At 58.5% G+C, this 7931-nt stretch carries 5 protein-coding genes; all 5 read right to left on the reverse strand.

From position 1 onward, the window contains the following. Positions 1-8 precede the first annotated feature (8 nt). Positions 9-3260: an Eco57I restriction-modification methylase domain-containing protein gene (locus tag K5R33_RS18075; RefSeq protein ID WP_220750483.1), complete on the reverse strand. Its 3252-nt coding sequence runs from the start codon at positions 3258-3260 to the stop codon at positions 9-11. Positions 3261-3344: 84 nt separating this feature from the next. Next, positions 3345-4166 (reverse strand): hypothetical protein, encoded by an 822-nt coding sequence (locus tag K5R33_RS18080; RefSeq protein ID WP_220750484.1) that lies wholly within the window; start codon positions 4164-4166, stop codon positions 3345-3347. Positions 4167-4271: 105 nt separating this feature from the next. Then, the gene (locus K5R33_RS18085; RefSeq protein WP_255576506.1) at positions 4272-5042 is read right to left on the reverse strand and encodes a site-specific integrase; all 771 of its coding nucleotides are present in this window, start codon (positions 5040-5042) and stop codon (positions 4272-4274) included. 247 nt (positions 5043-5289) lie between these two features. Beyond that, on the reverse strand, positions 5290-6387 hold the full coding sequence (locus K5R33_RS18090) for a hypothetical protein (protein WP_220750486.1): 1098 nt from the start codon (positions 6385-6387) through the stop codon (positions 5290-5292). A 229-nt stretch (positions 6388-6616) separates the two neighbouring features. After that, the gene (locus K5R33_RS18095) at positions 6617-7630 is read right to left on the reverse strand and encodes a hypothetical protein (protein WP_220750487.1); all 1014 of its coding nucleotides are present in this window, start codon (positions 7628-7630) and stop codon (positions 6617-6619) included. Positions 7631-7931 lie beyond the last annotated feature (301 nt).

Below are 7931 nucleotides of genomic sequence, written 5' to 3' on the forward strand. Positions count from 1 at the left end.
TCAGGCTTCTATCCCGGCGTGAAGGGCATGCGGGGCGGGGCGGTGTCCCACATCAGCTTTACCTCTTCGGGGGTCAGGCCGTAGGCGGCGTTGACCAGGTCGGAAAGCTGGTGTTCGAGGGCCAGCGCCTGTGTCGCGGCGTCGCGGGCGGGTTGGACGGTGTCGGCGTGTTCCTGTTTCAGCCGCTGGATGTCGGCGGCAGAGAGGCGCTGGCGTTTCGGCAGGGCCTTGCGCACGGCGGCGATGAAGGCGTCGGCGTCGAGCAGGTGGGGCTTGCCAAGCGCAGTGCCGGGTTTTTCGAGACCGAATTCGAGGCGGAGCCAGTCTTGGATGGCAATCGTCGCTCCATCCATCAGCCGCTTGTGCGCTGCGATTTCTGTCACCGGCTCTTCAAATCCCTCTCTTCGCACAGCGAGTTTCAGGGGAACTGGGAATTGCATGAGCCGCACACCATCGTTTGATAGCGCCTCATCCTTCATGTGAGCATAGTGACGCCATGATACCCACCATCCAATTGGCGAATTCAGGGTTGCGAGAAGGGCCGGATCATCTGCTGCAATAAAGAAGGCTTTATTGCTGAGAAGGAAACCTTCGCGATCCAAAGCATAGTTCGGATAGTATTGGATCGCTTGATAAATGATTTTGGGCTTCGAGAACTCCTCCCAGTACTCGACGCTGTCTTGGATTTCATACCAGGCATAGTTGCCCGGCTTTCTACCGGGCCATTTGTCCCTTGGTGACTTGGGAACCCAATCATCAGGCTTAGGCTCAAGCTGGGTTCGGTAGCCATCCAGGTGATGCTTGATCGCTGGGAAGTCTTCAATTGCTATCCCGCGCCGTGCGAAGATCATCCACAATCCGTCCCAAGGCGAACTCCATCTTTCGACATCTTGACCGCGCAGATAGGGCTTGATGATTTCGTCAGACCTGGGGTCCGCTTGAACCAACTCATTTCGTTTTTCTGTGTCTATGAAGAATGCCTCGTTAAAACCCGTGGTCACTCCCCGGAAAGGTTTAACCTCTGAATATTCACCAAGCGGCATGCCTACCTGTCGGACTTTTCTGAGTAGGTCCATGACCGGCTTGGGTTCCAGAACCCAGGCTTCGCGGGTGAAGCTGAGGCGCGGCAGCGGGAAAGTCGCGGCCTCCACTGCCACTTCCAGCCCCGTCTTGGGCACCTCGTCGCGCGGGATCACGCAGACATCCGCCTCGTCCGGTGCATCCTGCCCCGGTGCGGGCTTCTTCACGACGATGACCGAGGGGAAGACATCGGCGTCTTCAAAGAAATGCTTGGCGTGGCCGAAATCGGCGATGAATTCGAGCCAGTGATCCTCGGCGAACACCCCGCGCAGCGCCTCGGCATAGCCCGCTTTCAGCCATTTGTTGGTGACGACATAGGACATCCGCCCGCCGGGCTTCAGGATGCGCAGCCCCTGTTCATAAAAATAGACGAAGAGGTCTGCCATCCCGGCAAAGCTCTTGTAGCTGCCCTTGAGGGCGCGTTTGACCTCGCCCCCCAGAAGCTCTTGGCGCACATAGGGTGGGTTGCCAATCACCGCGTCAAAGCCGCCGCGCGGGGCGGCAGAGGTGAGATCGGACCAGACCGAGGGGAAGGCGATCTCCCAATGGAAGAACCCGTGCTGGCGGGCAAGTGCGCGGGCCTCGCCAACGAGTGCATCGGCGATCACACGGCGGCGGTCATCTGCGGCAATGCCGGGGAAAAGGCTGTCCTGCTCGGGTGCGTCATCGGGCAGGAGCGAAAGCTGTTCCTTCAACTCTGCCGATGCAATCTGTTCCTCACCGCTGGCAATGCGCACCGGATCGCCAAAAGTGCCATCCAGCACGAGGCGGAATGCAGCGGCCTTGTCGAATGCGTCTTGATCGGATTTTGCCTTGGCGATCTGCTTAGCCGATTTGCCCGCCATCTTGCGCAGGTCCGGGGCTTTCTTCGGCGCGGCATCGAAGACGCCCATCAGCCGTTCTGCTGTCAGCAGGGAAAAGAGCGTGGCAACCGGGTCGATCACCTCTTCGACGGTGCCGAATTTCTCCTTTGAGGCGTGGGCCTCGGCGATGTCATTGTCGGTCGTCTCCTCGATTTCCGACATCAAGCCAGAGACGTTTTCGATACTGGTAATCTGGCCCCGGTTGAAGAGCGCGCCTTGCGCGTCAAGGAAATCAAGCGTCGGACGCACGAAGGCCCCCACCACACTGTCACCGGCCCGCAGATGGTGGTCGAGGAACGAGAGCGGCGCACCGGCGGTGAACGAATGCAGCCATAGGGCAACTTTGGCCAGTTCAACGGCCATCGGGTTCTTATCCACCCCATAGACCGTGCGTTTCAGCACCATCCGCCGCACCACGTGGCGGTCATCCAACTGCGCTTCGACAAGCGGCCACTTGTGCTCCCGCGCCTCGGCCAGGATTTTGTCACGAACCGCCTCGACCCGTGCGACCAACGGCGAGGTATAGCCATCGACCAAAGAGGCCGCTTCTTCTACGGCGTCGAGAACGCGGTCAGACAACCAGTCCACGAGGCTGACGAGGAAATGGCCAGACCCCATCGCCGGGTCGCAAATCTTGAGCGACAGCATGGCCGTGGCCGGGTCGTGGCGTTCTAGGACAGAGAGTTTCTCCGCCTTCGGGCGTCGATCACCGGCAAGCTCGTCCACTTTCGCCCGAAACCGTGCAATCTTGTCATCCACCAACGGGCCAACGGCGCGATTGATGATGAGCGAGACCAAGTCTTCCGGTGTATAGTAGCTGCCGGACTTGTGCCTTGCCTCATCATCGGCATCGACTTCGATCTCAGCGGCCTCGGTGGTGCGCAACCCGTATTCAAGAATACGCTCGTAGACTGCCCCAAGTTGCTGCACCGACAAATCGCGATAGTTGATGTAGCGAGGGCCACGCCGCGATCCATCCGCCGGTTCATGGCTCAGACCGAAGATGATCCCGGCCAGTGTGCGGTCGGGCAATTGCACACGGCTCAGTATCGGTGCGAGTTGAGTGTCGAACAAACCCCCGTTGTAGGGCGGAATGCCTAGATCGTCATTGCCGTGCGAAATCGCGGAAAAGATCGTCATGATCCTCGGCCAGAAGGTAATGACGCCCTGCGGAATGATCGCGCCCGTTCGCTCCTGTTCTGCGATGTCGAGGCGAATGCGGGTTAGGCAATACGGGGCATATGGCCCCTGCTCGTCCGGTAACAGATTTCGATCTTCGGCATAGAGCACGAAAAGCAGGCGGTAGAGCAAGATCAACGCTGCTTCCCGCACTTCGTCCAGATATTTTGGCGTCAGTTCCTTCGGACGCAGCGGGTCGTTCCGAGCGAGACCATCTGCAAGCTACGGGAAAACCTCGTCAAACACCTTGTCCGAGAGGGTGCGTGCAACCTTAGCCTCCCAGCGCTTACCCTCCCGCAGGGCGAGCTGGTGGAAGCTTTCACTCTGTTCGTTCGGCAAGAAGGCATTTCGCCCAAACAGCAAAACAAACAGTCGAAAAACATGATCGCGCCAAGCATGATCATCCGCGAACATTTCAGGCCGCTTATCGAGAAGATCGAAATCACAGCCAGGAATGCTTAGGACTTTGCCAAGATCGATTTCAAGAAAATCCTCGGCAATTGAAACGGCCCCGTGGAAATAGAGACGCCAGACACGACCATTCGTCAGAAGGCCCCAGCGAAGTTTGCCGCGCGTCCTTTCTTCGACGCGGCGCAAATAGCGTAGGATTTGCGATGATGGTGTGCCTTCCTCGCCCTTGCGCCCGCGTGTTTCTCGATCAAGAGCGCGGCCCCACCTTTTCGCCTCAACGATACATTGGCCATGTTGAAATCGGTCCCAAGCATCAAGGCCGCCCGCAACCGTCTTGGCTGTCGCATCGGGGAATAAAAGTGCGTCGGGCACATCGAGCCGCGCTTTCACTGATGCATTGGGTTGAACTTCGCGGTCGGACCACTCGACCATTTCGAGAAGCGGATAAACAAGATCGTCTTCGGTCTGGGCTTCGTTGGGGTTTTTGCGTGCGGCAAGCGCCTCCATTGTGGTCTTGGCATCCCGTCGCAAACGCTCAACTTCATCTGCATTCAATTCGGCCCAAGCCGACGTTTCTTGAATGCCTTCCAATAGAAAATCTCTGGTGAAAAGTCGCCCGTCGAACAACCGCAACCCCTGATGTCTTTTTGCTTATTCGACTATCAGGGTGTTCGCGTTGCACTTCAAGCGAAGAAGAGACACGAGCCGCTTTCGCCAGCACTCTGTTCCACATGATACTTACAACAACGCCCCAGCGGCGTTCCCGGTGAACAACTCGCCCTCTCTCACATACCGGCTCAGCATCTCGTCGCTGGCATGGCCGGTTTGGGCACGGATTTTCAGCGTCGAGACCCCGGCCTGTGCGGCGCTGGTGGCGAAGCCTGCGCGGAGGCTGTGGCCCGAATAGCCCTCGGGGTCGAACCCGGCGGCCTTGAGCCGTTCGCGGATCAGGACGGAAACAGCGTCACCTGTCAGGGGCGTACTCCCTACATGGCCGTGGCGGTTGATCGGGCGGAAAAGCGCTCCCGCCTCGATGCCCGCAACTTCAATCCAGCGTTCAACGGCTGCCACCGGACAATGGCGCGTGCGACCGTGCGGAATGCCGATACGGCGACCTTCGCCTTCTTGGTCGGTTTTGCTGCGGCGAAGTATGACAACGAGACCCTGCCGAACCCCTTCGATGTCGTCGCGCTCCAGCCCGACCAGTTCTGACCGACGAAAGCCTCCGGCGAACCCGAGCAGCAGCAACGCCCGGTCGCGGTGGTCCCTGATGGTATCGCCGAGGCCGTCGATCACCAGAAACAGGTCATCGCGCAGGAGCGGCTTGGCTTGTCGCTGCGCGCTTCCGTGTTTCCGCTTCAAGCCGCGCAATGTGGCCTTCACGACCTCAGCGCGACAAGGGTTCGGCAGGTTCGCGGCCTCGTGCGCTTTCGAGACCATCGAGATACGGCGGAGGATCGTCGCCACGGCCAGCTTTCCCGCATGATCCCCGACATAGGCGCAGATCATGGCTGGCGTGGCCGGGACCACTCCACCCCAGGCACGAAAATGATCGAGATCGCCTTGGTAGGCCCGCGCTGTGTTTTCGGAAAGGCTGTGTCGGAGCAGATCGGCAGCTTCATCTGTCAGAGTGTCGATCAGCGCTACACCGTCCGTTTTGTTTGTGCAGTTAACTGCAATTTGTTCTCTCTTGGAATGTTCAAAGGTGCCCCTGTTAACCCGCGTTAATTGGGAATTATCCGATGTTAGAACCCTCTTACGCATGGTCGGCCTCCTTCATGATGGTCTTGCGGATACGGTTGAGAAGCGGCAGATCGCCCCGCATCAGATCAAGCGCCTGAACCGCGTGGTGGGGTTCAACGCCCAGCGTGTCGAACATGAGCTGAGCGTGCAGACGGTCGGCAAGGTCGCCCCCGACCCGGTTGGCGAGGACGCCGCCTTCCACCCGGAACAGCACCTGCCCGAGGAAGCGGACCCGTTGCGGCTTGGGGATCAACGACGATGCCATTCCGGCAATGCCTGCATGTGTAGAGAGCAACCGGGTCAGTGCGGCCTTGCCTTCACGAGTGAACATGTCCAGCGCCCAGCCCGGACAATCTCCGATCAGGGTTTCGGGTGGAAATGGATCATTGGTCGTTTCAGCGCGAAGGCCGTTCTCCAAGGCCAGCAATGCCACGAGAGGCGGCAACGCCTCGCCCGTCTTCTTGTGACCCTCGCGGCAAATCGCCAGTGTTGTTGGAGCCACCCCCAACTCGTCCAGCAGGTCGAAAACTAGACCCGGTTCGCCGCGATGAGCGGGCAAGGCATGTCCCGGTCTGTCAGTGCCGAGGAGATACACCAGGGCCAGGGCGCGATGGTGCAGGTTGTCGGTTGTCAGCGCGAGCAGTCGGAGCCGAGAATTTGGCATCGCGGCAAACTCGCGGCGCTGCGGCTCAAGGTGCGGGAGCGTTTCCAGCGACATCAACAAATCGTCCGAAGCACGGCTTTTTCGGGCACAACAAAGATCGCTGATAAGCAATGACGCGACAGGCCAGTCACCGCCAACTGCGCGGCGGAACCGCTTGCCCCGCAATGCCGCGACGGTCATACCAAGTGTGCGCAGGCTGCCCAACCCTACATCCTCGAAAGCGATGCCTCCGAGCCTGCGCCATAGCCGATCCGGTGCATCGCGGAGGAGGGTCGCAGCCGCATTAAGCGCGAGGTCCCTGCGGCCCCGGCGAACAGCCTTTTGAAGGGCTGACATCGCCACCCAGGGCGAAACTGTCATCGGGTGTCGCTCAGGAACATGATCGCGGGCCGCAAGACGGCGCACGAGATCGGTTCTGAAACGGTCAAGTGGGTCGAGTTCTGTCATCCAATCGCTCCTTCGATTTTGGAAGGGGGATCAATGACTTGGAACCCATGTAATAGCGTATGGGATGAGGCACCTAAGGGAAGAATATAACGCCGCAGACAGCCTGTTTTTGGAGGTCAAACCCCGGTCTGTTGTATGGGTTCGGCAGAGACACCTGAAAATGTCGCTGGCAGGATGTCCCCCTACCTTTCCACCAAACCCTCCGCCAAAAACGCGCAGCATTAGGGGCTTACAGCCGATCTGAGAGTTCCAGTTTTTGTCCCTGAGCGGGGTCAACACGTAGAACCCATGCCTGCTGATCGGGTCGGAGAGCGGCGAAATTTGTGTGAGGGCCGTATTCTTTCCAGTATCGGGGTAGCCGGAAGTTCAGAAAGGCGCGTTCGAGCCGCGCAAGTTTATGAGGCCCTTGCACGTCCGGTTGATCGTCGAGCACTTCCTGTATTTCCACAGGCGTCATCAGAAAAGGCTCATACCCAAGCTCTTCCCTTTCGGCCTCTATTTGTGCCTTTGCACGAAACCACATCACACGGGCGCAAGAGCCATCCGGGTGTGGGCAGGGATCGTGTTTTCTCTGAGGAAGACCACTATGCCTTTCGACATTGAAATTATTCATCCTCTCTCCCGCAACAATCTCTGCATCCGTCCACCCCCTTGCTCGGCGAGAGCGGATAGCGGCGGCAGTAACTCCTTGTTTTCCCGCCAGTTGCCCTGCCGTATAGCTGCGACCGCTGGTCGAGCAGGTGAATACTAGGCTATCCGCCTTATTTCGGTTCTGCGTCTGCTTGTCAGCCCATCGCACCTTGCCCGGAGCATACTCGGGATCGGTATTGTCGATGCGGTCCAGTGTAGCTGATTTAGTGGGCTTCGGCCCGACATGATAAAGGAAGTCCGCAAACCTCCGAAAGCTATCATGGACCACAGCTCCCTTAAATTTCACTCGTGCGAGCATATTGCGGTGGCTGGACGCCTCACCCTGATACTTAGCCCGTAGCTGCATGGCCGTCAGAGCTTCGAGGTCACGGTGGAACTGGTCAGTGGGTATTTTCTTTTCTGCGCAACATACGTCTTCGCTGTTACTTATGACCGTTACCGCATCGTCGCACGCCATGCCTGCTTCCCCAACAGAATAAGGGGCGTTGGCTGCCACACCGATACCGTCCGCGTGTTTCGCAGCTTGAGAAAATGCCGGATCATCCGAGGCGAGTATTGCGACTGACCGCGTACCCTTCGTGCCCTTGCTCATCGCCAATCCCCCGGTTTCATGCCGAAAAGGCGGTTAGCAGGTTGCGCCAATATCGTTTTTCCCCCAAGGGGCCGATTTTCGCAGGTTAGCAAACCTAAGCGGTTGATTTGTAGGGATGAGATTAGAACCCTACGGGCTGCCACCTTTCCCATTCTGATTCTGCCTGACAGCGGCTAAGTATTACGAGCGTGCTTCGTAACTGCTTGCACGGCCAATCTTAACTGCCTCAAAACCTCGCATAGATCGTGACCTGCTCCCCTGAAAGGTCCGCGGTTTGAAGTTAGCCTGTTCTCCAAACGAG

The organism is Jannaschia pagri (genome assembly GCF_019655435.1).
GTDB lineage: Bacteria > Pseudomonadota > Alphaproteobacteria > Rhodobacterales > Rhodobacteraceae > Jannaschia > Jannaschia pagri.